Below are 26,710 nucleotides of genomic sequence, written 5' to 3'. Positions count from 1 at the left end.
TTATACGTTTTTATTAAATCTATAGCCAGCACCATAAATTGTATCAATATATTTGGGATCAGAAGGATTTTTTTCAATTTTCTTTCTGATCTTTTGAATATGGACAGCAACTGTGGCATTCTCACCAAAATCCTCTTCTCCCCATATGCGGTCATATAGTTGAGATTTAGAAAAAACATGGTCAGGATTTTTCATCAAGAATACCAACAGATCAAATTCTTTGGTCGTCATCACCACTTCTTGATTATTGACATAAACCCTTCTTGAATCTGGGTCTACTTCAATACCACCCACATTAAATACATCTGTCTTATCGGTTATTGATGTCTTTTTATAGAGTCTTTCATAACGATTAATATGTGTTTTCACTCGAACCAATAATTCTGCTGGACTAAAGGGTTTTGTCATATAATCATCTGCACCACTATTTAGGCCTCTTATTTTATCGATATCCTCATTCTTAGCAGATATGATTAATAGCGGAATTTCTTTCTTTTCTCTTATTGATTTTACTATCTCAAATCCGGTTAAACCAGGTAACATTAAATCTACAATAATAAGGTCATAGTCATTTTCTAAGGCAATATCTAAACCTTTTAAGCCATCAGCTTCTAAGGTTACTTCATAACCATTTAAATTCAGGTAATCCCTTTCAAGTTCAGCTATGTCTTTATCATCTTCAATTATCAAAATCTTGTCCATGATTAACTCCTTCTTCTTTAATGATTGGAATCAATAATACAAATTCCGCTCCACCTTCTTCATGGTTGCTTGCACTAACTTGTCCATTATGTGAGGTAAGAAGCTCCTTTGTTATGGCAAGTCCTAATCCAGTGCTTTCTAAACTCTTTGTTCTTTCAGAATCAACTCTATAAAATCTATCAAATATATAAGGCAACTTTTCAGGAGGAATCCCCTTACCATTATCACGAATCCTCAGTTGAACATAATCCTCATCGTTTTCCATCAGAACCTTTACATATACTTGACCTTCCTCTTTAGCATATTTAACCGAGTTGTCCATAATGTTCAGAATGGCTCTATAAAGCAACTTATTATCTACACATATACTTGTATCTTCTTCAATTTCATTAAAATACTCAAACACTCTTTCCTTATCTTCAAAGCTGATTGAAAACTCCTCCATCATATCTTCAAAGTATAAGTTAGCCTGGACATTTTTAAAATCAAATTTTACTTGATCAATATCTAATTTGGAATAAAGAAACAAATCATCAATAAGATTGTTCATATAATCAGTGTTTTTTTCCATAATCCTAATATACCTTAATAATGTTTCAGGATTGTTGATCAATCTTTCATCCATAATTTCTAAATAACCTTTTATACTTGTCATCGGTGTCTTTAAATCATGTGAAATATTTGCAATAAGCATTTTTCTATTTTCTTCGTATTCGTCTTTTACTTGTTCTGATTTCTCGAGCTGGTCAACCATATGATTAAAGGCATGAATAAGCCCCCTCATATCAGATTGCCTGCGTAAATGAAATAAATCATCCATGGATATCCTGGTCGAATAGTCACCTCTTCCAATACTTCCAAAACCTTCTTTCAACTTCATCAACGGCACAAGTAATCGATTGGCTATGTGTCTAAAAAATAAACTCTGAATCACAATAAAAGCTAGGCATAAAGAAAAGATTAAAAGAAAATAACCTTCTAGACTTAGCTTGTAGAATAAATAAATCACAAATAAACTAAAAGCAATCCCTACGATTGGCATTCTTCTAGAGAACTTGTTGTATCTATGAAACTCCTCATGGTGATGCCAAAAGTGTTTATCATTGAAGTCATGGTCAAAGAAAACAACTTTCTCTTTTTTTCTCATTTTACTCTCCTCATTTACTTATAATGTGACATGATGCACATAAGCCCTTTACAATGATATTCATACTGTCTATTTCAAACTCAAAGTAGTCATTTACATCTGAAAACAAAGCATAAAGAGGTATCTTCTGCACACCTATTATTTGACCACAGGATTTACAGACCATATAACACTTTAAAACACCTTCATTTTTCAGTTCATACCTACTGTGTGTGTCGTCTAGATTTAGCTTACTAAGAATTCCTAATTCCGTCAACAAGCTTAAAGTTCGATAGATGGTTGCTATGCCAATTTTTTCATGACTGTCATTAATTAACTTATAAAAATCCTCTGCTGTCAACTGAGAATCATTGTATCGTAAAAAAATATCTGTAATCGACTTTCTTGCAAATGTTAACTTATAACCAGCATCTACTATTTGCTCTTCTAACTCATTTAAGGAAAGTTTCATTTTTTCTCCTAACAGTAAATGGGCTCACATAAGTAAGCCCTATCATCTACTCTTCCATGCTTGTAAAGGCATTTACCACTAGATCATGACTTTGATCTTCAAGGTCTAAATATGAACCTGTAAAGGAAATCTCCATATTTCTAATAACATGACCTTGACTTATAAAACCTGTGATGGTAACTCTACCAGATTCAAATGTCTTAAAATCTTGCATGGCTTTCATCTGTCTTTGATGCATTCTATGACTCATCATCTCAGTTTCATAATCTTTAATATCTAAGTCTAATCTGAATTTTTTCTTATCATCAACTGCTTCTAGCTCTAGTTTATTAAGTAAATCTAAAAGCATTGATAACTTTTTAAGTGGCTCTCTACACCCCACTGCTTGACACTCATCATGATTTCTAAAGTGATGGCCTCTAAAATGATGACCTCGATGCATTTCTTTTTCAAAATCTCCCTCTGATTCAAACTCATTTTTTACTTTCACACCATCATGGTCATATACCATTTTAGATTTGACAAATGACTTTCCGCCATTGAGGTCTTTTTTAAACTCATTCTCAGTTTCGAAAATATTTTCTCCATCTTTTAAAACATCACATTTGAAAGTACCTTCTATTTGTTCTCTTTTTCTCATTACTTGTACAATATCGTATACTGTTTTTATCTTATTCATTTTCTTCTCCTTTGTATTATCTTCTTCCGATACATACACTATAAACAAGAAACTTAAATCTGATACAAAGCAAATTTAAAAATTTCATAAACTCTCAAAATGAAAAAGAACCTCCTTAGAAGTCCTTGTTGACAAAGTAATTGTATTCTTATAAACTTACAATAGTTAGGTACCAAAATATTACTCGTTAGTAAGTGAATGAATGAGCTTATTGGTCAAGTCAATAAAGAGCGCTTCTTCTTCTTTACTTAATATGTCCTTAAAGATATCATACTGGTCATGTTTGTGTCTAAAAAGATGTTCATGTCCTTTATCAGTCAGATAAAAGCAGTGTCTTCTCTTGTCATTTTGGTCTTTTTCTCTTCTTATCAGGTCATCTGATTCCAGATTTGAAAGCATCTCAGAAAGTGAAGCAGGCTTTATGTTCATCATAGATGCAAGCTCTGAAGCAAGTATGCCTTCTTTAGAACGAATAAACTTCATGAGTCTGATATATCTTGAAGACGATCTTGGCGTGGTATGTTTAATTTTTTTTGGGTATCTTGATAATATTCTAATGGCTTCATTAACCGATGTGATTTCTTTCATAGTCGCTCCTTTTAAAGTCATTATAAAATCTACTATTGCTTAAGTCAAATAGATGGGAGTATAAGATTGGACAAACAACTTCAACTTGAAATAAAAAAAGACAGGCAAATATGGAAGTTCTGTGCTTATGGCTTTTTAAAAAATCTACAGTTCTTCGAACCTTATTTATTCATCTATCTTTTAGGTAAAGGTATGAACTTATTCGACATAGGTATACTCTTTGGTATATCGCAACTGATTACCTATATATTTGAAATACCTTCAGGCATTATAGCAGACTTGATAGGCAAGAAAAAAGAGTTGTCTATGTGTTTTGTTTTCTATATCATCTCCTTTATCCTCTTTTTCTTTGTAAAAGACTTTAAGCTAGCTGTTCTTGCCATGGTCTTTTTCGGACTTGGTGAAGCCTTTAGATCAGGTACACATAAGGCTATGATTTATAAGTACCTTGAACTTAAGGGTTGGGAAAAACACAAGGTTTATGTTTACGGAAGAACAAGATCTTACTCTTTAAAGGGATCGGCAATCTCTTCAATACTTGCCATCATCTTAATTCTTAATATACCAAGTTCAAACTATATATTTTTAATTACAGTTATTCCATATATATTGGATTTACTTTTGATCCTATCCTATCCTAGTGAACTCGATAGACCCGATAGTAAAAAGACCGGTTCAGTTTATAGGATGATAAAAGATCACCTTCTAGGTATTTTCAAGAAGCCAGAACTTAGAAGAATCCTTCTTAACTCAGCATCATTTGATGGCTTTATTTCTATCTGTAAGGATTACATACAGCCCATACTTGAGGCTATTATCCTGGCTTCCGGCTTAGTGGTCATCTCCTCTATGTCAGCGGATGATAATCTTAAGATCATTCTTGGTTTGGTATACTTTGTGATCAACATCTTAGGCTCTGCAGGTTCAAAGAGAATCTATAAAGCTAGCAAGTATCTCAGTTCCGATAAATTGATGAACTTATTTTATCTTGCTCTCATAATTTGTTTCTTTATCATGGCCATCTCAATCAAGTTCCAGTGGACCCTACTCATCATACTGGCATTTATCATCTTAAGACTTTCAAGAGACATGAGAAAGCCTATTTTTGTAGACCATTGTGACCACTTTATGGACAAGTCAGAAAGAGCGACTGTACTGAGTATAGATTCTCAACTTAAGGCATTTATCATCATCATATTATCGCCTGCTCTAGGTTTTATAGCAGAAAATTACGGCATGGACAATGCCATGTTTATCATTGGTATCATCCTTTCGGTTTTATATGCTTTTGTAAGAATCAATCACAAGAAAGCACAAATGTAACCTTTTACTTTTTCAATCGTCTATAGGATGTAGATGTAATTGAAAGAAGGAGAAAATATGAAAATTAAAATTGATGGTAAAGACATTCAAGTTGAGGATGCCAATAAAAATATTGTAGAAATTGCAGATGAGCATGGCATCACCATAACTGCACCTTGTTTTAGAAACAAAAAAAGAAGTGGGTGTTGTAAGGCATGTTTGATTGAAGTGGATGGTCAGAAAAAATATGCTTGTGGTACAAAACCTGAAGAAGGCATGGAAATTGTTTATCAAAGAGAGGATTTAAGCGCTGTTAGAAAAGAACGTTTAAAACTTTATGCGGATAACATTAAAAATGGTAACTCCAGCTCTAACACTTGTGGCGTCAGCCCCGTCCAAATAAAAACTTTATAAATTAAAGCCCAACAAATGTTGGGCTTTAGCAGTTTTTACAATCTATTTTACTTGTATAATCAATGATATTACCATAAAGGTCGGTTTCAAAATCACAGCAGTCTAAGAGTTTCTTCTTAAATAAATCTCTTGCCCTTTTCAGTCTCACCTTAGAAGCAGATACGCTGATACCCAGCTCATCTGATATTTCTTTATGTTTCATACCATGATCCTCATACATTCTATAAACATCTTGATATTTGTCTGGGATATCATAAAGCATTTTCTTTAAACATCCTGCTATTTCATCATTCATATTATCAGGATCTTCTTCCATCACAATGTCAGGTAATGATTCAGGTGCCAGAGAGATTTCTTTTTTCTTTTTATAGAAATCAATGATTGAATTTCTTGTAATCTGATACAGCCATGGTTTTAGGGCTTCCTTGTTTTCTAGCGACTCAAAACCCTTGTAGACTTTCAAGAAAACGATCTGCAAAATATCTTCTGCATCATGTTCATTTCCTACTTTAGACTGAATATAGTATAAAAGTTTTTCATTAAAGACCATCCAAATCTCATCAAACTGCGACATAATATCTCCTTAGATTAAATCGAATCCTAAAGGCATATATTCGATTGGTAAAGCTTCTTCACTTAGAAACTCAAAAGAATCATCTCTTAAAATTGGTAAAAATACATCAAATGGAATAGCATCAAATTCACAAGCATAGTTACTCGCACCAAACCAAGACTTGCTATTCAAATTAAGGCCTCTTGCAAACTTGGTATGATTTGAACAATCGTGAATCAAAATATCCCACGCTTCATCTTCTGCAAGCTTCATCAACTTGAGTGTCAGTTTTCTTGACCATACAGGTGATATATAACCATGTCTAGCAATATACATATTTTCACCAAAGTAATTGTAAATGTTGTTTTCATTTAAATGCAGTTCAGCACAGTTCATAAAATCAAGACCTGTGGATAATATCTGTTCTTTCTTTTCAATAAAAGTCTCATAAAGTTCAGGTGTCATTGGTGTTTCTATACCAACATACTTGATATATTTCTTAGCGAGTGCGATATTTTCTATTACCTCGTCAGAACAATCCGATGCGCCTAGATTGAATCTGATTTCATCAAGTCCTGCTTGACCAAGTGCTTTTAAAGAAGCTTCTGTAGCTAAAGTTCCATTGGTGTACATATGTTGATGAATACCTTGATCATTGAACTTTTTTATGACAGAGTAGTATTTTTCTATCTCCATAAAAGGCTCTAAATAAACATACGAAACACCTGTTGGCTTTTCGTGGATTGATAATAAAAGATCAATGTCTTTTTCATACATCTTTGTACCACCGATTTCCCACATACCTTCGCCTATCGGTGGACTGTCATCTAGTTGACCATAGTTGTAGCAAAATTTACATTCAAGGTTACATTTATTTGTCTTTCTCACGGCACTTAAACCAGTCCCTATTAAACAAGACCTGCAGCCTTTAGGAAAGTCACTTTCTTTACCTACATAGTAACTTCTATTTTCTAAGGTTTTTAAAGTCTTAATTTCAGACATCAACTTTTCATATCTTGCATTAACTGCCTCTTCAATTTGAGCGAAGGTTGCATAGACGATTTCCTCATGCATAGATGACAACATTTCATCTTCCGGTAATTCTGCAAAAAACTCAAACCACATCAAAGCATCTTTTTTTGATATTTTCATTTTTCCTCCAAATTCTTACTCTTTTAAGTATTATAACGAATCCTTCATCGAATCACAAATCATAACAGTCTCTATCATACAGAAAAACAAACGCCTATACAAGAAAAAGTTCTGATTTCTCAGAACTTTAGACCTAATAGCCTACTGATTTCTCTTTTAGGTTTATCGATGAACTCACCTGAGTTGATTTTATAGTCATCAATGAGAATTTCAAGTTGTCTCTTCCTAGCTTCTATAGCCAGGTCATACCTGCCTTGACTCTCATATATCTGAGAAAGAGATAACAAGCCATCAACAATTCTTGGAGCTTCTTGAAGACTCATAGACATCTCATAATCTTCAATCGCCTGATCAAACATAGCAAGTTTTTTATAACGATCACCTCTAGAACAAAATGCTTGCCAGACAGGATGTCTTTCTAATGTATCCCCCCAAAGTGACAATGCCTCATCTTTACGACCTCTTGCCAGCATAATATCACCTTTATACAAGCCAAGCATGTAATCGTCTTCACTAAGCTTATCAACATAAGGCTCTGCTTCTATGTATCTACCATCAGCGAACATGTTTTCAATCAATGTAATCATGGCTCTTCTATCTTGAGGATTCTTTTTAATAAAGGACATGTAGAACTCTATTATGTCAAAGTGGTTATCATAATGATCATCACCACAAACCGCATGACCTGCATCCCACAAAGCTATGTGATGAGATTTATTTTCAGGTTCTAAATCAAGAGCACATTTAGCATACTCATAAGCAGTTTCATTTAGGCTCGAAGCCCTATGATTGTATAGATGAGCTAAGTCACCATAGGCCCTTGCTGAATCCTTGGTATCTAACCTTTCTAACAGAAAACTTTCTGCATAATTAAAGTCCTCATCACTTAAGTCTCTTTCATGGTCAAGCATGTTTTCGATTCTGTCATAGTGAGATTTCTCAGGAATCATAAATAAATCATCAATTTTTATGCCAAAATAAACTGAAATATCAGGTAGTAACCCAATATCAGGTGTTGTTATACCATTTTCCCACTTAGAAACAGATTGGGGTGAAACACCTAAATGGTCAGCCAATATGTCTTGTGTTATATTCTTTTCTTTTCTTAATCTTTTAATTTGTCTTCCTATATTCATCATACACTCCTTTTAAATTCATCAGCTGATAAATAAAGTATATAGCGAGATTTCAAACATAACAATAACCTAACCAGCAACAAAAGTCACCTATCAGGTGACTTAGAGTGTTTTTAAGAGTACGGTATGAGAGCCATTATAAGACAAAGACTTATAGCCTAACTTCAGATAAAGCGAAGCCAGGTCAGTGTAAACAAGGATTTCGGTGTAGCCCATCTCCCTCGCTTTTTCTTCTGCATATGAAATCAAATTACTGGCTACATGTTTGCCTCTAAACGCCCTGTCTACATATAGAGCATTGATCCATAAGGCCATTTGGTCCTTATCAGGATGTTGATAAGCAGTAAAAGAAAGACCACCAATCAAATCACCTTCTTCTAGTGCAAGAATTGGATATGGAAGTTCGAGTCCATTTTTTGTTTCTTCAAACGCATCTACATGGTCCCATACCTTTAAAAACATCTTATACAGTTGCTTGAGATAAGGAGACTTCAAATCACTTTGTCTTATTTCCATCTTTTCTCCTCAAATAAAGTTAAAGGCGCTGAATCATCAGCACCCTTTTATTTCACACTTCTTAGTGGACTTCCACAACACTTCTTAAACTTCTTGCCACTGCCACAAGGACATGGCTCATTTCGACCGACTTTTTTAGGTCTTATTCCACTTAGCTCGCTCGGCGTATAACCATGGTTAGACCACATTCTAGTATTGTTATTAAAGGCTTGATAAAGCATGGCAAATCGGTGAAATTCTTGATCAGAGTTAAATACATAACCCATTTCTTCTAGTTCTTCAACTGCACCATTCATCCCCATATACTCACATATATAGCCTAAACTAATCATGAAGTTTTCGACCTTTATGTCATCACTTGTAACATGTCTTCTGATGAAATCTTCCATGGCCTTATACTCATATGTTTCTTCCACATAACCTGTACTTGCATACCTGATAAAAACATCGTAAGAAGGTAAATAGTATGGTTTTCCATTATCAGCAATTTGTCTACCGATTTCTTCATCTTCTTCTGAATAAAACTGGGCATAAAAGTATTCACCATCAAAGTAATAAGGATGCATTTTAACAAACTGGCCTATAAAAAGGACATCCAAAACTTCTTCATCAAGTAGTGGTTGAGTGACTTCTTCCATATGAATCATATAAAAAGACTTTAGTCTGTCATAAGCTATCGACCCATATAAATTCATAGCAGCTCTCGTATAATCCGTCACAGATTGCTGTGCTGCTCTAATATCATTTAACATTTCCTTATCAAGACTTAAGAAAATCTCTTTCATCTCGTCACTCATTATAAAATGATAGTCGTCATCAATCTTATATAGTTGCACGAAACCTATATCCAACAAGAACTTTGCTGCTGAATAGATGATATTACCTACTACAGCTCCATCATTTTCTATTAATAATTCAATTAAATCCAACTCTTGATCTGTAAAGTTGATGTAGATAGAAGCCAGCATGCTCTCATCTTGATAGTTTGCTATCATTCTTTTACAGATTTCTGTTTTGTTAAGACTCTTAGGGATTTCCATTTCTAAAATGTCAGCAATCTCTAACAAGTCATTTTTTTTGTACTTCATCAGGTTGTCTTGAATACCTCTTACAATCGGCCCCTTTAATGCTATGGAACTGTATAAAGGGTCAAACAGATTTTCAGAAACCATTAAATCATTTAAATTCATCTTTCACCTCTCACAATTTATGTTATCAGGTTTTTAAAATAAAAACAAACTATCTTCTGAATCAACAGAAGATAGTCTTTTTTTCTTATCTTTCCCACTTTAAAGTGCCATTTATGTATGTTTTTTCTATTCTTCCCTCTAAGGTAAGTGGTAAACCACCAAGTACAATAAAGTCTGCATCTTTTCCAGCTTCTAATGATCCTACTCTATGGTCTACATTTAAAGCCTTTGCAGGATTAATGGTAATGGCTCTTAAAGTTGTATCCATATCCAAACCGTGTTTATGAACAACTGCAGCATAATGTAAGAAATATCTAATATTCAAGAAGGGATGATCCGACATCAAAGATACCCTTGCACCTGCTTCATGTAAAATAGATGCATTTTTATCCGAGTAGTTATCAGCTTCCACCTTTCCACTTGATGATAAACCAGGTCCTAACATAACAGTTGATTTTCTAGGTCCTAGATAATCAGCTATCAAATGACCATCTGTACAGTGTTCGATAGAATAATCAATACCAAACTCTTCACACAATCTTGTCACAGAAACAATATCATCATGTCTATGAGCATGAACCCTAAATGGTATTTCTTTATTGATAACTTTTAAGCCAGATTCATAATTTAAATTGACTTTAAAATCCTCACCCGCTTGATTCTTTTTCTCTTTATAGTCTAGGACCTCATTAAAGTAATTTCTTATTTTTGAGGCAACCCCCATCCTGGTGATGGTACCATGATTTTGATTTTGACCATGAGTTCTCTTGACATTTTCACCTGTCGCACCTTTTAAACCAGAACATGGGTTGATAAGCATTTCCTCTAATGAATCGCCAGAAGTCTTAACTACACAACAAAGACCACCAATAGCATTTGAAGAACCCGGCAATACCTGTGCACATGTCACACCACCTTCAATGGCTGTTTGAAAGCTCATCTGTTTTGGATTAATGGAGTCCATGATATGTACATGGCCTGATACAACTGCAGACCATTCATTACCATCATAACCAGCCTGACCTTCACCATCACCCCAAACACCCAAATGGGTATGAGGATCAATTAAACCTGGCATAATCATCTTGTGACTTAAGTCAACGACTTCTATATTTTTATCAACTTCTGTAGAAATCTCAACAATTTTACCATCCTTAATAAGTAGGTATGCCTGATCTATATATTCGTTTCCAATTGTATATATTCGTTTTGCCTTATAAGCTATCATTTGAAATCACCGCCTTTATATACAAACTCACCGTCTATCATGGTTGCCAAGACCTTTGAATTAAGTTCTAGTGGATGACCATCCCATATGACTAGGTCTGCATCCTTACCTGCTTCTAAAGAACCCACTTTAGCCTCTATGCCTAAAAAAGCGGCTGGTCCTAACGTCATTGCATTTATAGCTGAAGAGACATCTAAGCCATTTTGTACCATAATACTGGCTTGTAAAGAAGCGTATCTACCGTTAATAGACGGATGACACGTTGTCAGTGATCCTGTAAGCATATCATTTCCTGTAATATGTCTATACCGGTCTCTACCTATGGTTTCTTTTGCACTGGCATAATCCATAATAGGACCAAGTGCATATTCGATTTTCTCTTCGTTTAAGAGTTCTTTTACTTGATCGTAATCAGAAAGACCTACAAGTTTAAGTTTTAAGTCATGCTTTTTTGCAAATCTTATGGCTGAATGTATATCGTCTAATCTTTCGCACGACACCACAAATGGCACCTGACCTTCTATTAATCCTTTATGGTCATGACCAGCTTTAGCATCCATAACAAATTGGTTTAAAAGAGACATGATGCCCATTCTTGTTAAAGGCATTTTTTTCTTATTAAGAAAATGTGCTTTTACCACACCACCCAGTGATGCCTTTAAACCAATATCAGTCTGGATGATGGCTTCATCTACAATTTTACCTTTACATTTAATAGCTGCACCATAGCCACCAATGACACAGTTGCCACCTGGGAAAACCCCTACGCTAGTAATACCACTTCTTCTAAAATCGTCAAAACTCTTATCAAGCATATTGATGCCATCTATGACATGGCATTTATCTTGGATTGGCTCATAATCTTCATTTTCATCTGATCCTGCCCAACCCACACCATGCTCTTTGAGTCCTATATGACAGTGTGGTTCAATAAGTCCTGGTGTCACATACAAACCTTTAACATCGATCACTTGGTCTTCTGAAGCCACTTCTAATTTTTCTGCTACTTTAATAATCGATTCATTTTCAACATATATATGTATCTTGATAAAGCCTTCTTTATCACCAACATATGCATGACAATTCTTTAATACTATCATAGCCACCTCTAATTCTCTTATGTATCTTCCTAACAAATTCATTATATCACTTAATTTTTAAAATATACCACCAATATTTCTGTATCCTAAAATTTAGCTACTATAATCAAATTTTAATTCAAATAAGAACTCAGTACATCGAGTGCTTCGTTACTTATGAAAAACAAGTTTTCAAACCAATAAAAAAGGATAAACTGGTCAACCAATTTATCCTTGTCTATTTATCTATAAACACCAACTGGTGATAGGTAAATAACATACTCGTCATCACCATCTACAGAAATAAGTTCATCCATTTTCTTTTGATCATAAGCACCTATAGCGCATGTACCTAAATTATCTAACGCCTCACATGCTAGGTATAGGTTTTGACATAAATGACCTGCGTCTAATAACATGACCTTATGGGCTCTATCCATATATCGCCACTCACCCCTATAAGGGATACAAGTCCAAATGAAAGTTACTGCAGCTTTTTTTACCCAAATCTGTCCAGCACATGCAGCAGCTAGTCTGTCATTTAATTGATCCAGTTCATTTAAATAAATCAAAGCATGTTCTAAAGGTAAGTATCTGTAAATACCTTCTTTAAGACCTTGGATGTTTTGAATGGTCAAGTAAGTTTCAAAGGTCTGTCTATTACCACCACTTGGATATGCTCTTAGGTAAGTATTTTCAAGTGTCTTTGTTACACCTGAATTGGTGTAAAGAAGATAGGATAATGTGTCTATAGAAATGGCCTCACCTGTATACTTTCTTCTAGACCTTCTATCCATAATGATATTAGAAAATGACTTTTCTTCAACCGATATGTCTTCCATTTTAGGCAGTGCTATCAAATCATATCCTCCATGTGATTTAAACATATCAGGCATTTTGTAACCTTTTTGTTGGTCTGATTTGGTCGAAAGTTCTACGCCCCAATCAAAGGCTTTCATAAACTGTCTATTATCTTTCATAAGTCCCCCTTTAAGTCTTGTTATTTTATTATAACACAAAGAAATAGATATCTTAGATGCCTATTCATGATTCATTTCTTTATTAGATTCTAAAAATCCTATCAGACCTACTAAGGCTGCAAATAAAATACCAGCTACAGGCCATACAATCCATGTAACACCCCAGTTCATAGTAAACAAACTCCAACCAATATAAATAGCTGTAACAAGAGGCCAATAGAATGTCGCAAACTGTTCAATACGTCTGGTCTCTTTTTTCTTATTCGGTGCATATTCCCCCTGGCTTAACAAGCAATTGTAGGCACTGTTTTCTATAGATGCAGGTACTAAGATATAAACACCTATTCCAACAACTATCAGCATAAGACACAACATGGATAAGATCACCAAACCATTTTGTCCTAACATAGCAGAGATCATTAAGGGCATGAAACTCATAATTATCAAACCAACACCAATTGAAATCTTTTGACTATATACATTTCGAAATGCTTTGGCTTTTTCTTTAAATATGCTATCCACACCATAAGAAAGCTCAAATGTTTCTTCTTCAATTTTTATTATATCAGTTTTCAGTTGACTCGATCTGATAAAAATGCTGACACCTATAACGATCATTAATAGTAATGAAGTCATACCAATTATCAAGGCCATATTTTCAGTAATTCCCAAAATACCTTGGCTAGCTAGTCCTAAAAAGAACATGAGCGGAATAATTGAATAGATACATATTAAAGCGCCTCTAGCATTCAAGCGGTTCATCTCCAACTTTGTTTCCACATAGTCATTTGCTTCTTCTAAAGTTACTTTCCATACATCTGGTTCATAATCTTTCTGAACCCCCTGTACATCTTCAATGTCATCTTTTAATAAATAATCTGTAGATACACCAAATATTTCTGCCATGAGTAATATCTTATTCAGATCAGGAATGCTTGATGCATTTTCCCATTTAGAAACCGATTGTCTAGAAACATTCATCTTATCTGCTAGCTCTTCTTGAGACCAAGAAGATTGTTTTCTAAGTTTAATAATTTTATCTGCTAATATCATTTTGTTCTCCTTTCAACTTTTGTAAGTCGAGCATAGCATTTGAGTCAGTAGCAGACTACCAATCAGGCTTTCTAATTTGTCAACCACCAGTTGCATATGTGTATTTGCAGTACTTTCACCACTATATTTTTTTATAAGTTTTTTTGTTTTCTAATACCATCATACCACAAAAGATCAGTTTGACATGCATAAAACTGATTGGCTAAATCAATCTTTTTCTGAAATATACCTTATTTTCATCTCTTTCAACTTCTTCATACCCCAGCTTTATATAATAATTTATGTTGTCTTTCAGTTTTATGTGAGTTGCCAAATGCAGATCATCATAAGCTTTATCTGAAGCTGTTTTTTCAGCAAAATCCATTAAGATTCTTCCGTAACCTTTGCCTTTAAAGTCAGGATCGAGAGCGATGTTGTTAATATATGCCTTCTCATCAAAGTACATAAACAAACCACCTATTATCCTTCCTTCAACCTCAATTACCCAACAAGGATAAAGCTTGATTTCTTCTTTGTAATCTGCAAATAAAGGTGGCAAGTTAAGTGCCCTATCATATATAGAATAGGCGTTTTTCATTAAGATACCTAACAAGTCACCATCATCAATGTCTGCTTTTCTTATTTTATATTTGTCCATAGTCATCTCCATTTCTATTAAATCATTCTCTTAATTCTTACCCAAAATCGATCTAGCATATAGATATTTTCATCGAAATTTCACTAGGTCAAAAACTTTTTTCAAGCGGGACAAATTTGTCCTATTGGCATTACTATCTTCAAGGCAGCCTCAAAAATAAGCCTAAATTATTTCTCAAATGAGGGTTCACATTTGTCCCAGACTAATGTAGAATGTGTATTGTTTGAACTGGGACGAAATTTACCCACCAAGGAGGAGCAATGAAAAAATATTTAGGAATCAACGGTTTAGGAAGAATCGGAAAACTTGTTTTATGGAATCAATTAATCATCAAACACTTTGATGGCTTTGTTATCAGTTTAGGTAGAACTGCAGGTACATCTGTTAAGGATTTACTTAACTTCATACTGAGTGATTCAACTTACGGCAGTTTAGATAGATTCATGTATGGCTACAGTGGCAAATCACTTAATGTAAAAATAATTGATGAAGATAAGTTTGAATTTGAAATCGATGGTATGCCTATCATTTTCCTCACTAAAGAGAGAAATCCAAAAGACATCGATTGGTCTCAACATGGTGTTGATGTTGTTGTAGATTGTACAGGTGTCTTCTTAGATCCTACAATGGATAAAGACGCTGGCAGAGGCAGTGTAAGAGGCCATTTAGAAACAGCTAAAAAAGTTGTCGTATCTGCACCATTTAAAATTAAAGGCAAAGAACTGGAGTTACCAGAAGATGCAACCATGCTTGTTTATGGTATCAACCATGAAAACTATGACAATGATAAGCACAAGATCATCTCAGCAGCTTCTTGTACAACAACTGCTCTTTCACATATGATGAAGCCGCTTCTTGACCATATTGAAACATCAAGAATTTTAACCGCTTCAATGTCAACTATACATGCAGCAACAAATAATCAAAATCTCTTAGATGCACTTCCAGCACAGGGTGCTAGTGATTTAAGAAAGAATCGTTCTGCACTTAACAACATTATTCTAACATCTACAGGTGCAGCCAAAGCCTTAGAGTTCATTTTACCTGAAATCAAGTCGATTGGTTTTATGGCGGACTCTGTTAGAATCCCAACGAATACAGTTTCATTGGTATCTTTGAACCTAACTTTTAGATCAAAATTAGAAGCATCTGGTGAACCAAAGCTTACTCAAGAATACATCAATGATATCTATAAAAAAGCTGCTATGAATGGTCAAAAGGGATACCTAGTTTTCTCGGATGAGCAAAATGTATCTTCTGACCTAAGAGGCTTCAAAGCTTCAGCAGTCATTGAAGGCTCTGAAACCAGAACAAAGACTGGCTTTTTACCACTACCAAGCAACTTTGTTTATGAAATGGGTGCTGCTGGCGACATGCAATTACCTGTTACTCACGCCAAGATATTCGGCTGGTATGACAATGAATTTGGTTCTTATGTAAACTCATTATCTAATATCATCGTTCACGTAGATAAAGAGTTATAAGATAGATTAACATTCGTTTAATCGCTACATATTTCTATTTATTAAGAAAGAGACTGATTTTTTTTCAGTCTCTTTCGCTTTCAATTCTTAAAATACTTATGGTGTATATCTCATCTATGGGAATTTTAATGCCATCTTTTAAATGAACCTGCCTTGTATAGATATCAATCTTATCTACCAGGCCAATTTTTCTAATGTAGCGTCCGCCCTCTTTAAGAGCATCTGCTTCAAAATAAACAAGGTCTACAGAAACGTCATCAGGCATGTGCATATCGATCTCTCTAAGCTTTTCATCCACCAAAGACTTTCCGGTCTCATCAAGTTCTCTTCTTTTCTCAGTATGACGTGCCGCTTCTTTTACAGCTGTATTATGACCTACGACTGCTGAGAAGGGAGCAAACTGAGCAGCCCTATCCTTAATTGGCATTTGAGGTCTTTTCTTAGAGACATGTCTGGGAAGATGTAAAATATCATCGTATTTATCTGATGTCTTTTTCATGATTCCTCCTATGCTTTATGACCACCAATTTGATTGTTACGTTCTTTAATGGTTGCACCCTCTTTTAAGTTCATACCTTTTAAAACAGCATTTTTACCAAATTTCTTTTTTATGTTAATGAGCGTTTTTTGAAGTTCTTTTTCTTTTTTCAACATCGACTCTTCAGCTTTTTCATCAGCCTCTTTTCTCTCATAGTCTGTAAACAAATCTAGTTGTTCATGGACAGGTTCATCTTTAACAGACTTTTCATCCATAATATGACCCGCTACAATATTCACTCGACGTACCAGTAAGTCAGGATTGACAATTTCATCATATAAAGACATAACCGCTTCTAGAATAAGGCTTGTAGATGAAGTCATCTTTTTTAGATTAACCGTGCCATGGGCATGTTTAGGAACTTTTCTGCCATAATAATCTGTTTTAACATCACCTTTATAGGCTTTCGATATTTTAGGGTCAGACAAGTTTCTTATATCATAACCTACCGTCAAGACCATCTGATCTGTCACAAGCCCCTTATCTACAAGATCTAGGACCAACACATCTGTCATTTCTTGTACAATAATTCTCGCTTTATCAAATGTATAAGGTGAATGAAGTACTTGACCAGCTCCTGTAGATTTGCTGACAGGTTTATAAGCTTTAACATCTTCTAATGTACAAGGCTCATACCCCCATGCATGGTCTATTAGGAGTTCTGCATTGACACCAAACAAGCTGTACAAGAGGTCTTCATTATGGTAATCCATATCACCACCAAGTGAACATCTTGCAATGTCTCCCATGGTAAATAAGTGGTGTTTTTCTAGTTTTTTAGCATAACCTCTTCCTACACGCCAAAAATCTGTGATAGGTCTATGGTTCCATAAGAGCTCTCTATAAGACATCTCGTCTAGCTCTGCTATTCTTACACCATCTTCGTCACCTGGTATATGTTTAGCAACGATGTCCATGGCAATCTTACAAAGAAATAGATTGGTGCCTATGCCGGCAGTTGCAGTAACACCGACAGTTTCAAGAACGTCTTTAATGATCATCTTTGCAAACTCTCTTGGTGTCACTTTTAACGAGTCTAGATAATCTGTTACATCCATAAACACTTCATCAATGGAATAAACATGTATATCCTCATCTGAAACGTACTTAAGATAGACATTATATATACGTGTACTGTAATCCATATATAAGGCCATACGAGGTGGCGCAGCAATATAATCAAGTGCCAGCTCAGGTGATTGATCCAGCTCATCTGCAAAGACAGATTTAGATACAAATCTCCTACCCGGAGCATATCTCATTCGGTTTGCATTGACCTCTTTGACCTTCTGAACAACTTCAAAGAGTCTTGCCCGGCCTGATATACCATACTTCTTTAAAGAAGGTGATACTGCCAGGCAGATTGTCTTTTCTGTTCTAGAAGCATCTGCAACAACCAAGTTGGTATTTAAGGGATCTAATCCCCTTTCCATACACTCCACTGAAGCATAAAATGACTTAAGATCAATTGCTATATATATTCGATTTTTTTGAGTCATTTTTCCACCTCAGTTCTCAACATTTTGCATTCTTATCATACGCTAATATACCCATCGATTCAATAACAGTCACATTAAATTTTATAGAAAAAGACTAGCTATTAGCCAGTCCTAGTAAAGATTCTATAAATTTTCCAACACATTATTTGTTACGTCTTCTGGGATCCACTTAATAAGGGCAGTCTGACCATTTGATATGTCATGGACATGATTGATCCACTTCGCTTCTTGATTTGCCTTAGAGAGCATCAGCTTATTTGTTGTCTCCGTTGCATAGAGGCTTGAGTTGATCAACCACCACTTGCTGTATAGACCTGCTCTCTTTAGATCTTCTAAAAGTCTTTTAGCTTCATAAACTGGAGTGGTTTCTGCTAAAGTTAGTATTAGAACCTCTGTATGAGAGTCATCTCTAAGTCTTGGCAGTAGATTCATAACCGATTCAGGTACCTGTCCATTTGAGCGTTCAATTTCTTTATGGTAACTTTGTGTTGAATCTAAAAGTAAAAGTGTATGACCTGTTGGTGCAGTGTCAATAACAACCACCTCATCATTTGATCTTTCTACTAGTTCAGCAAAAGCTCTAAATACTGCTATTTCTTGAGTACATGGCGACTTAAGATCCTCTTCAATATAGTCTCTATCTTCCTTAGATGTATCAAGAGGTAAAGCACTGAGCACTTCTTTCTTGTACTTACTTAACTCCTCATTTTCATCAATAAAACTGATAGAGATGTTCTCAACTTCATCTGTTACCATATTTAAGTGGGCAGCCGGATCTGTCGTTGTTAAATGAACTTTCTTCCCCTTTTGGGCTAGACCTCTAGCAATAGCTGCTGCCATAGTAGTTTTACCAACACCACCCTTGCCCATTGTGAAGATAACTTTTTTATCTTTTACATGTAAATCTTCTATGACATGTGATAAGTTAAAACAGTCAGCAATGTCTTCTTTTGATGCAAGTGGCATGTCGTAATCTGATTGAAAAAAGTTTCTTAAATGATTGATGCCTACAATATTAAAAGGTTTAAGAGCAATGGATTTTGTATCCAGTGACTTTAACATTTCAGGCATCTCCTTAAGCGCTTTTTGCTGTTTGTCATATATGGCATTTGATAAAGGATCGTCCCCCTCTGTCGCCAAGCCATTAACAATGAGAAGCTGATTGTTAACACCAATGTCACTCAATTCTTTAGAAGCTCTTTCAGCTTCCTTCATTGGTGAATAGTCTGGTCTTGTAACCAACATCAAAGTGGTTTTCTGACCATCAGCCAATGTATCCACAGCATTTCTATAGACTTCCTTCTTATCTTCTAGACCTGAAAGTTGACCCAAACACGATGCCCCTGTTGTATTTTCACTGATAAAATCTGTCCAAGCAGACGGTAACTGCAACATCCTTAAGGTATGACCTGTTGGTGCTGTATCAAAAACAATATGGTCAAATGTTTCAGTCACTTTTTCATCTGTTAAAAAGTGGGTAAACTCATTAAAAGCTGCAATTTCAACTGTACAAGAACCCGATAACTGTTCTTCCATGTTCTGAATAACTACCTCTGGCAGTTTTCCCCTGAAAGGCCCAACAACAGACTCTCTGTATTCAGCAGCTGCTGATTCCGGTTCAAAGTTGGCCACAGTTAAATTAGCTACCTCTTTTATCTCTATACCTTTATTGTCTAAATTTGTTTTAAAGACATCCTGAAGGTTAGAAGCTGGATCCGTACTAACTAGTATAACCTTTTTACCTTGGTCTGCTAGGGCTACTGAAACTGCACAAGCGGTAGACGTCTTACCAACACCACCCTTACCTGTAAAGAAGATATACTTTGTTAGAGGTAGATTATGAATATCAAGCTCTGACATTTTATAAACCATTACTGCCTCCAAGGTCGTTCATTTGAAATACTGGTGCTTTAATCTCAATCTCTAATAAAGCCAATATCTCTTCATTAGATAAGTAACCACCGGTCTTTACCACCTCATCATTTAACATGATCAACGGTAGTGCATCCATCCCCTGGCTATTTAAAAGTTCATTGACCTTAGACTCTGTTACAAAGATCATGGGATTGTCAGTTAGATTGTATCTTTCAATCTTACCACCATTTGCCTTAACTTGATTTACAAGTGTTGTTATTCTTAAAAGTTCAGGATCTACACTGGGACCACATACGCCTGTTGCACAGCACATAGCTGGCTCATATATCTTTAATACTTTCATTTATGCCTCTTTCTAGTCACAATTGACACATTCAAATACATAGTTATCAGACTTCTGGAAAAGAATATTTAAAACGTCCTTGGTACGATCGCATCCTTCATCATTCAATGAATAGTATGTCCACTTACCATCTTTCCGACTTGATACTAAATTACTTTCTACTAACAGTTTCATGTGATGGGACAAGGTTGATTGAACAATGTTCAGTTCTTCTAATAAGGTACACCCACATTTTTCTCCTGTTTGGAGAATCTCAAGAATGTTTAATCTATTTTGATCTCCTAATGCTTTAAATACTTTTACTCTATCCATTTTCTTCTCCTTATATCGACAACCGTCGATATGACTATCATAAGGGTCATATCGATACTTGTCAATACGTTATACAAAAAAACAACACCAAAATGGTGTTGTTTAATAAAAACCTCTATTTATAACAAAGAATATCTCCTAGGTCTAGGACTAATTGATTCTTGTATTTAGAATTCTAAGCAGAATCAAACCAATGACTGTTGTTATACCAGCTAAGAGAAATGCTGGTGTAAAAGAATTGGTCATATCCAGTAATTTGGATCCCATCAGACTGGTTAATGCACCAATACCAAAGGCTGAAAATACAAGGCCATAATTCATGCCAAGATATTTTGTACCAAAGCCAGCTGATACAAGCACTGGAAATAATGCAAAAGTAGTGGCATAACCAATACCTAAAAGTAGTGAACATATTACAAGTGACCAGTAATTGACTGCTACCCATGGTAGAAGTAAAAATACTGTTGCCTGAATCACATAAACAATTGTCATAACCCGCATGGTACCAACTTTATCAGACAGCATACCTACAATAGGTCTACCAAAACCATTGGTAAGAGCATATGCTGATATGGCTGTTGCTGCAACTGTCGGTGCCAGCTTCAACTGAATTTCACCATAAGCAGGAATCAAACCAATCGCTGTTAAGCCGCCACCAATAACCATGGCAAGCGCTAACCATAATAGGTAAAATACTGGTGTTTTAATAAAGTCACTTGGCATAACATCCTCAACTTTTTTAATCTCATGTGTATTACCATCTTTTTTAACACTGTTTACATGGTAGCCCTCAGGAGGATTTCTCATCATTCTTGCGCCAATTAAGGCAACGATTGTTACAAACACAGAAAGTATTAAAAATGTACCATCTACATCAACACTCTTAATCATAACTTTCTTAAAAGGTGAGAATACCACAGCTGCTAAACCAAAGCCCATAACACCTGTAGACACAGCAAAACCAGGTCTGTCAGCATACCACTTTCTTGCTGTCGGTGCGATACATGAATAAGTTAAGCCACATGCTATACCTACAATAAAACCATATGAAAATACAAGCCAGGCAGGATGAGGAAACCACTTTAGTAGGCCCGAAAGTGCATAGCCTACAAAAAATTGAATAGCCCCCCATGTAGCCACTTTTCTTGGACCAATCCTATCTTGAATCCATCCAGCCGGCACCATGGTAATGGCAAATACAATAATCAGAACTGTAAAAGGCAGTACAGCTTGTGTATTGGTCCACCCCCAATCTTGAACCAAAGGTACAACAAAAGATCCCCAAGCGTAGCTCATACCACCCATTAAAGATAATAAAAAGCCTGCTAAAAGTATGGTCCAACGATTATGTGTTTGGTCTACCTCAACACCTTTACTAAGATGATCATTTTGATAATTATCCACTCTACCGCCTCCTTTCTATGATTAATAAACATATATCTTCTGTCAAAATATTATAGCTATTTATCCTTATTATTTCATACTTACCCCATCCTGATTGTAATAAGCAAAACTTATATTGACCCATGCTCAAAACTTGTCTTTTCAGGCATTTAAACTAGATTAAACGATTATATTTTTTATTTTGAGGTATGTATATAATAGGTCATAATACTTGGAGGGGCACATGAAAAAAAAGTCTAGCATTTTACTTATTGTCATCATATTGTTTACAATAACTGTTTTTTCCTATGCCTACAAAACGGATACAAAAGGTGAAGTCATCATTGTTGCAGCTGACATCAACTATCCACCATATGAATATGAAGAAAATGATCAAGCTGTTGGATTTAATATTGATCTTATGAAAGCTGTCGCTAAAGAAATGAACCTTAATATTGAAATTCAAACTGGTGTATGGAAAGATATAAGACATGGGCTTGTTAATGGAGACATTGATATTTTATCTGGTATGTTCTCTTCACCAGAGAGAGACAAGGAAGTTGACTTTACAACTACACATGTCATTGTCTCCCATTCTATTTTTGTTAGAGATGATTCAAATATAAAAACACTTGAAGATGCAAAAGATAAAACCATACTGGTTCAAAACCATGATTTGATGCATGATTATCTAATTGAAAACAAGATTACCAATGATATCATCCCATTAGATACACAAGAAAATGCTCTTTTGTCTCTTGAAAATGGTGTGGGGGACTTAGCCCTACTAAATAAATATCAAACATATTATTTAATGAAAAAGAATGATATTACAAGTGTTAAAGCCGTTGGTGATGATCTTCAACAAAGAAAACTCTGTTTTGCAGTTAAAGAAGGCAACCAGGACCTGCAAGCCCTTTTAAATGAAGGTTTAGCCATTATTAAATCAACCGGACAATATGACCAAATCTATGATGTGTGGTTTGGCATATATGAAAAACAGCAGAACTTACTAACCCTCTATAGATTTTTTCTTTTCATAGGTCTCCCGCTTCTACTTATTATATTCGCCTCTTGGCTATGGACATGGACCTTACGACGAGAAGTTGCTAGAAAGACAAATGAGTTGCAGGCAATCAACTTAGAACTTGAAGATTCTATTTCAAGAATACACAGGACTCAGAATCAATTGATTCAGAATGAAAAGATGGCAGCACTCGGTAGGATGGTTGCTGGTATAACCCACGAGATATCTACACCGCTTGGTATCATACGAACGGCTATCTCTACAGCAGAACACCGAACCAAAGAGCTTAACGACTCTTTTACTCAAAACACATTGTCAAAATCTCAGCTTACAAAGTTTATCTCCGGTGATCAGGAACTGCTTCATATTATCATGAAAAATCTTCTGATAACCATCGATCACTTAGAAAGCTTTAAGGTTGTTGCAGTTGATCAAATGCACGAAAAACCCAGAACACTTATGATTGGTACTTATCTTGAAGAAGTCCTTCTCAATCTAAAGCCTAGGCTTAAAAAGACCAAACATAATGTTGTTTTAAAATATGATGAGAATTACACCATCTATACTTATCCCGGTGCCATCTCACAAATTATTACAAACTTTGTGACCAACTCATTAAAATATGGCCTATACGACATTGAATCAGGCAATATTAAAATCAGACTTTCTAAAGAGGCAGACAATTTCGTTTTAATATACTCTGATGATGGTCATGGTATACCTAGTGAGGATTTAGATCAGATATTTGAGCCATTTTTTACAACAGGCTTAGATAAGGGGGGATCTGGTATTGGTTTAAACATTGTCTACAATCTTGTTACACAAACCCTTAATGGCACCATAGAATGTGAATCAGAAATAGATAAGGGTGTTACTTTTAAAATTACTTTTCCAATAACTACTCAGTAGTTATTTTTTTACAAAAAAACGCCTATTTCTAGACGTTATATACTCTTGCCTCTTTGTAGACCTGCTATGCCTGTTCTCACAATTTCTTGTATACCAAAAGGTTCAACAAGTTCTAGAAAGGCATCCATTTTGTTCTTGTCACCTGTCAGCTCTAAAACCAAATTATCAGTGGCCACATCAATGATGTTTGCCCTAAAGATATTGGCTACTTCCATGATATCTGATCTTGCACCTTCAGAATTGACTCTTATCATCATCAGTTCTCTGCATACTGATTTTTCAGGTTTTAACTCAATAATTTTTATGACCTCAATAAGCTTGTTTAACTGCTTTTTAATCTGCTCCAAGGTATTTCTATCCCCGAAAACAGTTATGGTCATCCTTGAGATTGTTTCATCATCTGTTGTGCCAACAGTCAAGCTTTCAATATTATAAGCCCTTCTACTAAAAAGACCAGCTATTCTACTTAAGACACCTGAACTGTTTTCAACCAATACCGATATAATATGTCTATCCATAATCACCTCTACAATGTGGCGTACTCAGGACTAACCATACATTCTACGATACATGGTTCATCATCCTTAAGTAGAGCCTCTACAACGTTTTCTATTTCATCATCAGATTCAATCCTATAACCTTTGATACCATATGCTTTCCCTAGTTGAACAAAGTCAACTTCAAAGTCTAAATGAACGCCAAAGGCCCTGTTTTTACCATATATATTATCCTGAAGTTCTCTTACCATACCAAGTCTCGAGTTCTTAAAGATGATCAGTTTGACACCAAGCTTTTGCTCTGATAAAACTGCAAGCTCACCTAAGCACATTTGGATGCCCCCATCACCGATTGTACAAATTACTTGTTTTTCTGGACAAGAAAGTTTGGCGCCTAATGAGGCTGGAAGTGAATACCCCATTGTACCTAAACCACCAGAAGTCATAAACTTTCGATCCTTGATTACCTCAATATTTCGAGTGGTCCAAAACTGATTTTGACCAACATCAGCAACAACTACAGAGGAATCAGAAAGCTGGTCAGATAGGTGTTTCATAAAACGTTTTGGCGAAACCAAACCCATATTATCATCTGTATCGATTAGATTATCAAACCTTCTTTTCTCTATAGACTTTAACCACTCACTGGTGTCTAGTTGAAGACCTTTTGCATTAAAGGCATCTAAGATATTCTTTGCATCACCTACAACAGGTATGGTGGCAGAAAGGTTTTTACTGATTTCTGCAGGGTCTACATCCACATGTATAATGACTACATCTGAGTTTAGTTCATCCAGTTTATGCATGGCTCTATTAGACATTCTAGCACCAAATATTAAAATAACATCGGCTGATAAGAAGAGATCATTAGCAAGCAAGTTACCATGACTGCCTACTAGACCGCAATATAATTCAGAAGCATGATCGAATGCACCAAGTCCCATTAGAGAACAGACAACAGGCAATCTGTTGCTTTCTGCAAATGTTCTAAGTTCCTCTTTAGCATCAGAAGAGACCACACCACCTCCTGCAAATATCAAAGGGCGTTCAGCGTTTTTTAACTTGTTAAGTGAACGTTTTATCTGTCCTTTATGGCCTACCGTTGTAGGCTTATAACCCTGAATGTCTATTGCATAATCCGGTTCATATGTAACCTTCTCACTAAAAACATCCGATGGAATGTCTATTAATACAGGACCCGGTCTACCAGAAGATGCAATATGAAAGGCTTCATTAAGAACCTTTGATATATCCTCCCCTCTTCTTAACAAGTAACTATGTTTTGTAAATGGTTGAGTTGCTCCAGTAATATCTGCCTCTTGAAAAGCATCGGTACCTATTAAGTCTGAATGTACCTGACCTGTGATGATAACAATTGGAATGGAATCCATATAAGCTGTGGCAATACCTGTTATCAGATTCGTCGCACCTGGACCTGAAGTTGCTATACAGACACCTACACTAGATGACTCTCTTGCATAGCCACTGGCGTAGTGGACGGCAGATTGCTCATTTCTTACCAGGACATGTTTAATGTCTGACTTTCTTAATTCATCATACAAGGCAATAACCGCACCGCCAGGGTAACCAAATACCGTTGTAATCTTCTCTTTTTCTAAATGTTTTACGATAGCATTTGCAACCTTCATAATTCCCTCCAATAAAATGTATTTCTCCCAGTTTAATATTTCTATTTTTCATTGTCAAAACAATTTGAAATTTCAGTCAAGTTTGTTTAAGCCTTCAAAAGAAATTCAAGTATTACCTTTATTCAAAAAAATAAAAACTCCATCCAACATAGGACGAAGTTACTTCGCGGTACCACCTAATTTCAAAAATTGCTTGCTCTCTGCCCAGTACGGGATTACTCCGATACCAGCTCCCTGTTAACGGTGGGATGCCGTTGTAACCTACTATTATTTCAGCACACGATTCAGAGACTACCTTCAACAACATTTTCACGAAGATTTCCACCAACCATCTTCTCTCTAGGCATAAAATGTAACTTACTCCTTCTCATCAATATCTTTAATATG

The 26,710-nt window shown here is 35.4% G+C and carries 27 protein-coding genes and 1 other annotated feature; of the genes, 4 read left to right on the top strand and 23 right to left on the bottom strand.

Annotated elements, in window-relative coordinates; all coding sequences use genetic code 11:
* From EZV73_RS12520 to EZV73_RS12500, 5 genes are all read right to left on the bottom strand, one after another.
* Positions 1–702 (bottom strand): response regulator transcription factor, encoded by a 702-nt coding sequence (locus tag EZV73_RS12520; RefSeq protein ID WP_240840668.1) that lies wholly within the window; start codon positions 700–702, stop codon positions 1–3.
* Positions 680–1,849, bottom strand: a complete 1,170-nt coding sequence (locus EZV73_RS12515; RefSeq protein WP_240840667.1) for a cell wall metabolism sensor histidine kinase WalK — start codon at positions 1,847–1,849, stop codon at positions 680–682. Before EZV73_RS12515 ends, EZV73_RS12520 begins: the two co-directional genes overlap by 23 nt.
* A gap of 10 nt (positions 1,850–1,859) precedes the next feature.
* On the bottom strand, positions 1,860–2,300 hold the full coding sequence (locus tag EZV73_RS12510; RefSeq protein ID WP_240840666.1) for a Fur family transcriptional regulator: 441 nt from the start codon (positions 2,298–2,300) through the stop codon (positions 1,860–1,862).
* Between the two features lie 46 nt (positions 2,301–2,346).
* A complete protein-coding gene (locus EZV73_RS12505) occupies positions 2,347–2,979 on the bottom strand; it encodes a hypothetical protein (protein ID WP_240840665.1) in 633 nt (210 codons plus the stop codon).
* Positions 2,980–3,159: 180 nt separating this feature from the next.
* Positions 3,160–3,567, bottom strand: coding sequence for a MarR family winged helix-turn-helix transcriptional regulator (locus EZV73_RS12500; RefSeq protein WP_240840664.1), 408 nt, complete (start codon positions 3,565–3,567; stop codon positions 3,160–3,162).
* A 66-nt stretch (positions 3,568–3,633) separates the two neighbouring features.
* On the opposite strand from EZV73_RS12500, the gene EZV73_RS12495 reads away from it, so the two are divergent.
* Both EZV73_RS12495 and EZV73_RS12490 read left to right on the top strand, forming a co-directional pair.
* Positions 3,634–4,890, top strand: a complete 1,257-nt coding sequence (locus tag EZV73_RS12495; RefSeq protein WP_240840663.1) for an MFS transporter — start codon at positions 3,634–3,636, stop codon at positions 4,888–4,890.
* A 57-nt stretch (positions 4,891–4,947) separates the two neighbouring features.
* Positions 4,948–5,283, top strand: a complete 336-nt coding sequence (locus EZV73_RS12490) for a 2Fe-2S iron-sulfur cluster-binding protein (protein WP_240840662.1) — start codon at positions 4,948–4,950, stop codon at positions 5,281–5,283.
* Between the two features lie 25 nt (positions 5,284–5,308).
* Here the strand turns inward: EZV73_RS12490 and sigZ are convergent, their stop codons facing one another.
* The 10 genes from sigZ to EZV73_RS12440 all read right to left on the bottom strand — a co-directional run bounded on the left by sigZ (position 5,309) and on the right by EZV73_RS12440 (position 14,807).
* Complete coding sequence (gene sigZ, locus EZV73_RS12485) at positions 5,309–5,857, bottom strand: RNA polymerase sigma factor SigZ (RefSeq protein WP_240840661.1); 549 nt, start codon at positions 5,855–5,857, stop codon at positions 5,309–5,311.
* Between the two features lie 9 nt (positions 5,858–5,866).
* Positions 5,867–6,988 (bottom strand): radical SAM protein, encoded by a 1,122-nt coding sequence (locus tag EZV73_RS12480; protein ID WP_240840660.1) that lies wholly within the window; start codon positions 6,986–6,988, stop codon positions 5,867–5,869.
* Between the two features lie 119 nt (positions 6,989–7,107).
* Complete coding sequence (locus EZV73_RS12475) at positions 7,108–8,124, bottom strand: helix-turn-helix domain-containing protein (protein ID WP_240840659.1); 1,017 nt, start codon at positions 8,122–8,124, stop codon at positions 7,108–7,110.
* Positions 8,125–8,226: 102 nt separating this feature from the next.
* The gene (locus tag EZV73_RS12470; RefSeq protein ID WP_240840658.1) at positions 8,227–8,640 is read right to left on the bottom strand and encodes a GNAT family N-acetyltransferase; all 414 of its coding nucleotides are present in this window, start codon (positions 8,638–8,640) and stop codon (positions 8,227–8,229) included.
* A gap of 47 nt (positions 8,641–8,687) precedes the next feature.
* On the bottom strand, positions 8,688–9,830 hold the full coding sequence (locus EZV73_RS12465; RefSeq protein ID WP_240840657.1) for an SEC-C metal-binding domain-containing protein: 1,143 nt from the start codon (positions 9,828–9,830) through the stop codon (positions 8,688–8,690).
* An 85-nt stretch (positions 9,831–9,915) separates the two neighbouring features.
* Entirely contained in the window at positions 9,916–11,058 is a 1,143-nt protein-coding gene (locus EZV73_RS12460) for an amidohydrolase family protein (RefSeq protein WP_240840656.1), read from the bottom strand.
* Positions 11,055–12,158, bottom strand: a complete 1,104-nt coding sequence (locus EZV73_RS12455; protein WP_240840655.1) for an amidohydrolase family protein — start codon at positions 12,156–12,158, stop codon at positions 11,055–11,057. Before EZV73_RS12455 ends, EZV73_RS12460 begins: the two co-directional genes overlap by 4 nt.
* Positions 12,159–12,379: 221 nt before the next feature.
* Complete coding sequence (locus tag EZV73_RS12450) at positions 12,380–13,117, bottom strand: SagB/ThcOx family dehydrogenase (RefSeq protein ID WP_240840654.1); 738 nt, start codon at positions 13,115–13,117, stop codon at positions 12,380–12,382.
* Between the two features lie 60 nt (positions 13,118–13,177).
* The gene (locus tag EZV73_RS12445; RefSeq protein WP_240840653.1) at positions 13,178–14,170 is read right to left on the bottom strand and encodes a helix-turn-helix domain-containing protein; all 993 of its coding nucleotides are present in this window, start codon (positions 14,168–14,170) and stop codon (positions 13,178–13,180) included.
* 202 nt (positions 14,171–14,372) lie between these two features.
* On the bottom strand, positions 14,373–14,807 hold the full coding sequence (locus EZV73_RS12440; RefSeq protein ID WP_240840652.1) for a GNAT family N-acetyltransferase: 435 nt from the start codon (positions 14,805–14,807) through the stop codon (positions 14,373–14,375).
* A 260-nt stretch (positions 14,808–15,067) separates the two neighbouring features.
* Between EZV73_RS12440 and EZV73_RS12435 the strand changes: the two genes are divergently transcribed.
* On the top strand, positions 15,068–16,291 hold the full coding sequence (locus EZV73_RS12435) for a type I glyceraldehyde-3-phosphate dehydrogenase (RefSeq protein ID WP_240840651.1): 1,224 nt from the start codon (positions 15,068–15,070) through the stop codon (positions 16,289–16,291).
* A 64-nt stretch (positions 16,292–16,355) separates the two neighbouring features.
* Here EZV73_RS12435 and EZV73_RS12430 read toward each other — a convergent pair whose 3' ends face one another.
* The 6 genes from EZV73_RS12430 to EZV73_RS28885 form a co-directional block, all read right to left on the bottom strand.
* Positions 16,356–16,790: a hypothetical protein gene (locus EZV73_RS12430; protein ID WP_240840650.1), complete on the bottom strand. Its 435-nt coding sequence runs from the start codon at positions 16,788–16,790 to the stop codon at positions 16,356–16,358.
* Between the two features lie 8 nt (positions 16,791–16,798).
* A complete protein-coding gene (locus EZV73_RS12425; protein ID WP_240840649.1) occupies positions 16,799–18,328 on the bottom strand; it encodes a DNA methylase in 1,530 nt (509 codons plus the stop codon).
* 123 nt (positions 18,329–18,451) lie between these two features.
* Positions 18,452–20,200, bottom strand: a complete 1,749-nt coding sequence (gene arsA, locus EZV73_RS12420) for an arsenical pump-driving ATPase (protein ID WP_305037114.1) — start codon at positions 20,198–20,200, stop codon at positions 18,452–18,454.
* The gene (gene arsD / locus EZV73_RS12415) at positions 20,190–20,546 is read right to left on the bottom strand and encodes an arsenite efflux transporter metallochaperone ArsD (RefSeq protein WP_240840648.1); all 357 of its coding nucleotides are present in this window, start codon (positions 20,544–20,546) and stop codon (positions 20,190–20,192) included. Before arsD ends, arsA begins: the two co-directional genes overlap by 11 nt.
* Positions 20,547–20,558: 12 nt before the next feature.
* Complete coding sequence (locus tag EZV73_RS12410; RefSeq protein ID WP_240840647.1) at positions 20,559–20,858, bottom strand: metalloregulator ArsR/SmtB family transcription factor; 300 nt, start codon at positions 20,856–20,858, stop codon at positions 20,559–20,561.
* A gap of 150 nt (positions 20,859–21,008) precedes the next feature.
* Positions 21,009–22,262 (bottom strand): MFS transporter, encoded by a 1,254-nt coding sequence (locus tag EZV73_RS28885; RefSeq protein ID WP_240840646.1) that lies wholly within the window; start codon positions 22,260–22,262, stop codon positions 21,009–21,011.
* 223 nt (positions 22,263–22,485) lie between these two features.
* Between EZV73_RS28885 and EZV73_RS12400 the strand changes: the two genes are divergently transcribed.
* Positions 22,486–24,177, top strand: coding sequence for a transporter substrate-binding domain-containing protein (locus EZV73_RS12400; RefSeq protein ID WP_240840645.1), 1,692 nt, complete (start codon positions 22,486–22,488; stop codon positions 24,175–24,177).
* Positions 24,178–24,212: 35 nt separating this feature from the next.
* Here the strand turns inward: EZV73_RS12400 and ilvN are convergent, their stop codons facing one another.
* Together ilvN and ilvB are read right to left on the bottom strand one after the other, a co-directional pair.
* The gene (gene ilvN, locus EZV73_RS12395) at positions 24,213–24,695 is read right to left on the bottom strand and encodes an acetolactate synthase small subunit (RefSeq protein WP_240840644.1); all 483 of its coding nucleotides are present in this window, start codon (positions 24,693–24,695) and stop codon (positions 24,213–24,215) included.
* An 8-nt stretch (positions 24,696–24,703) separates the two neighbouring features.
* On the bottom strand, positions 24,704–26,323 hold the full coding sequence (ilvB, locus tag EZV73_RS12390) for a biosynthetic-type acetolactate synthase large subunit (RefSeq protein ID WP_240840643.1): 1,620 nt from the start codon (positions 26,321–26,323) through the stop codon (positions 24,704–24,706).
* A 146-nt stretch (positions 26,324–26,469) separates the two neighbouring features.
* Positions 26,470–26,706: a binding site (T-box leader), on the bottom strand.
* Positions 26,707–26,710: the final 4 nt, after the last annotated feature.

Origin of the sequence: Acidaminobacter sp. JC074 (assembly GCF_022496765.1) — a bacterium.
Classification (GTDB): domain Bacteria; phylum Bacillota; class Clostridia; order Peptostreptococcales; family Acidaminobacteraceae; genus JABXKX01.
Note: the sequence above shows the minus strand (reverse complement) of the source record. Positions and strands in the feature narration are given on the sequence as shown.